Genomic DNA, 2,944 nt, shown 5'->3' with positions numbered 1-2,944 from the left:
GTCGAGCGCGGCGAGCGTGGCGGGAATCGAATCGGTCGCCCGTCGACCGCGGCCGACGTCGACGAGCGTGCCGACGATGCTGCGCACCATCTGGTGACAGAAGCTCGTCGCCGCGGTCTCGAAGCGCACCAGTGAAGCGGGCTGGTCGGCGGCCTGCACGCGGTGCCATTCCGCCTGCTGCAGGATCCGCACCAGCGACTTCTCCGGTTGCCCCTCGGCCACCTTCGGGCGTCGACAGAAGCTCGCGAAGTCGTGCTGCCCGACAAGATCGGCAGCCGCGGTGTTCATCGCCGCCAGATCGAGCGGTTCCAAAACGTGCCACGACGTCCGGGCCAGCAACGGGTTGGGCTGCGGATCGTTCCACACGTCGTAGCGATATGCCCGTGACGTCGCCGAGAACCTGGCGTCGAAATCCGGTTCCGCCCACTCGGCGGATCGGATCGCGATCGCCGGCGCGCACATCCGGTTGACCGAGCGTTGGACACGCTCCAGGTCGGCTGACGCCGGCAACAGTCCGGTGACGACCTGACCCCATCCGTGGACCCCGGCGTCGGTCCGGCCGGCCGCCGTGAGGTCGAGGTCGGTCTGCAGGATCTGCTCGAGCGTCGCCCGCAACGTTCCCATCACGGTCACCACGTCGTTCGACTCGGCGAATCCGTGGAAGTCGGACCCGTCATACGCGACCAGGAGCGCGACATTGCGCCGAGACGCGACGGAGCCCCCGGCGCTGGACGAATCCAACTCCGGGGGCCCGGTCACGGATGTACCGATCAGATCAGATCAGACGAGTTCGATACGCGCCATCTCGGCGTTGTCGCCGTGGCGCGTGCCGAGCTTCAAGATGCGCGTGTATCCACCGTTGCGCTCCATGTAACGCGGAGCGATGTCGTGGACGAGCTTGTAGGTCATCTCGCGGTCACCGAGCTGGCTCTGGATCTGACGGATCCGGTGCACCTGCATCGGGCCTTCTTCCTGAGCCTTCTTGGCCTTCGTGATCAGCTTCTCGGCGATCGGGCGGAGGTGCTTGGCCTTGGCCTCGGAAGTCGAGATGCCTTCGGCGGCGAACAGCGACGCGGCGAGGTTGGCCATCATCAGCTTCTGGTGCGAAGCCGACGAACCGAAACGGCGGGAGCGGCGTGGGGTGGGCATGATTCGTGTCTTTCTCTCAGCCTCAGCCGCGCAGCGTCAGGCCGCGCTCGTCGAGCTTGGCCTTCACTTCGTCGAGGCTCTTCTGGCCGAAGTTGGTGATGTTGAGCAGGTCGTCCTCGGTCTTGGTGAGCAGCTCGCCCACCGTGTTGACCTGGGCCCGCTTGAGGCAGTTGTTCGGACGCTCGGACAGGTCGAGATCCTCGATCGGGAGGTCGAGATCCGGGGAGCTGACCGCGACGTCGACGACTTCGCCGAGCTCGAGACCCTGGGGCTCCTCGGACATCGTGGCGACCAGTTCGGTCAGCGCCTGCAGCGTGGCACCGGCGGAGGCGAGCGCCTCGCTCGGCGTGATCGAACCATCGGTGTCGATCTCGATGACCAGGCGGTCGTAGTTGGTCGACTGCTCGACGCGGGTCGGCTCGACGTCGAACGACACGCGGCGGATCGGGCTGAAGATCGCGTCGATCGGGATCATGCCGATCGTGCGGTTGTCGTCTTCACGCTTGCTCGTGAGGTAGCCACGACCCTGCTCGATCGTCAGGTCGATCGCGAGTCGGCCCTTGCTGTTGAGCGTGGCGATGTGGAGGTCGCCATTGAGCACCTCGACGTCGGCCGGGCACTCGATGTCAGCAGCCGTGACCTCGGCGGCACCGCGCACGTCGAGGCGAACGGTGACCGCTTCGTCGGAGTGCGACGTGACGACGATGTCCTTGAGGTTCAAGATGATGTCGGTGACGTCCTCGGTGACTCCGAGGATCGTGTCGAACTCGTGGAGTGACTCGTCGAAACGGACGGTCGTGATCGCCGCACCCGGGATCGAGGAGAGAAGAGTGCGACGGAGCGAGTTGCCGAGCGTGTGGCCGAAGCCGGGCTCGAGGGGTCCGACCGCGAACTTCTGGCGGTTGTTCGACTCCTCACCGAGAGCTTCGATGGTGGGGCGCTGCATGACGAGCATTTGTGCCAGGACCTTTCCGGGGTGTTCGAGAACGTGAAACGAGTGCGTGGATGAACGGCGGCCGACGGCCGCAGATGAGCGTTACTTGGAGTAGAGCTCGACGATGAGCGACTCGCGCACCGGGATGTCGATGTGATCGCGCTCGGGGAGGCTGCGCACGGTGACCTGCTTGCCGCCGTCGCCCTGCTCGAGCCAGCCGACGAGCGACCGGTCGAGGGTGTCGATGTTGTGCTGGATCACGATCATCTTCGCGGCCTTCGGCGAGAGCGACACGATGTCGCCCTTGCGTGCGGTGTAGCTCGCGATGTCGAGACGCTTGCCGTTCACGCTGATCAGGCCGTGGTTCACGAACTGACGAGCCTGAGGCCGGGTCGAGGCCCAGCCGGCGCGATAGACGATGTTGTCGAGACGCTGCTCGAGCAGGCGCAGCAGGTTCTCACCCGACGGCCCGTCGAGGCGGACGGCCTCGTTGTACGTCTTCTTGAACTGACGCTCGAGCACTCCGTAGATGTACTTCGCCTTCTGCTTCTCCTGCAGCTGCGCGAGGTACTCGGAGCCCGAGTTGCGACGACGCGTCCGGCCGTGCGCACCCGGCGGGAACGGACGACGTTCGAGGACCTTGCGGCCCTTCTCGTTCTCGAAGATGTTGGTCGACAGACGGCGCGAAACGCGCAGCTTTGGTCCGGTGTAGCGAGCCATGACTCAGCGTCCTCTCTCAGCCGCGCCGGCGCTTGGGCGGCCGGCAACCATTGTGGGGAACAGGGGTGACATCCTTGATCGACACCACTTCGATGCCGGTCTGCTGGATGGAGCGCACGGCGGCGTCTCGGCCGGAGCCGG

The 2,944-nt window shown here is 65.7% G+C and carries 4 protein-coding genes and 1 pseudogene; all 5 read right to left on the bottom strand.

Going from position 1 to position 2,944, the window contains the following annotated elements; genetic code table 11:
• Positions 1–759: tRNA pseudouridine(38-40) synthase TruA (gene truA / locus WBV89_RS16605; RefSeq protein WP_423982457.1), on the bottom strand; the 759-nt coding region annotated here is incomplete at its 3' end.
• A gap of 24 nt (positions 760–783) precedes the next feature.
• Positions 784–1,149 (bottom strand): annotated as a pseudogene (gene rplQ, locus WBV89_RS16600) (50S ribosomal protein L17); the annotation flags it as partial.
• 22 nt (positions 1,150–1,171) lie between these two features.
• Positions 1,172–2,095, bottom strand: coding sequence for a DNA-directed RNA polymerase subunit alpha (locus WBV89_RS16595; RefSeq protein ID WP_423982456.1), 924 nt, complete (start codon positions 2,093–2,095; stop codon positions 1,172–1,174).
• Positions 2,096–2,185: 90 nt separating this feature from the next.
• A complete protein-coding gene (gene rpsD / locus WBV89_RS16590) occupies positions 2,186–2,803 on the bottom strand; it encodes a 30S ribosomal protein S4 (RefSeq protein WP_423982455.1) in 618 nt (205 codons plus the stop codon).
• 16 nt (positions 2,804–2,819) lie between these two features.
• Positions 2,820–2,944 (bottom strand): 30S ribosomal protein S11 (gene rpsK / locus WBV89_RS16585; RefSeq protein WP_423982458.1); only part of this gene is annotated, 125 nt, incomplete at its 5' end.

Origin of the sequence: Ilumatobacter sp. (assembly GCF_049588435.1) — a bacterium.
Classification (GTDB): Bacteria; Actinomycetota; Acidimicrobiia; order Acidimicrobiales; family Ilumatobacteraceae; genus Ilumatobacter_A.
The sequence above is the reverse complement of the archived record's forward strand: the minus strand, read 5'-3'. Positions and strand labels throughout refer to the sequence as shown.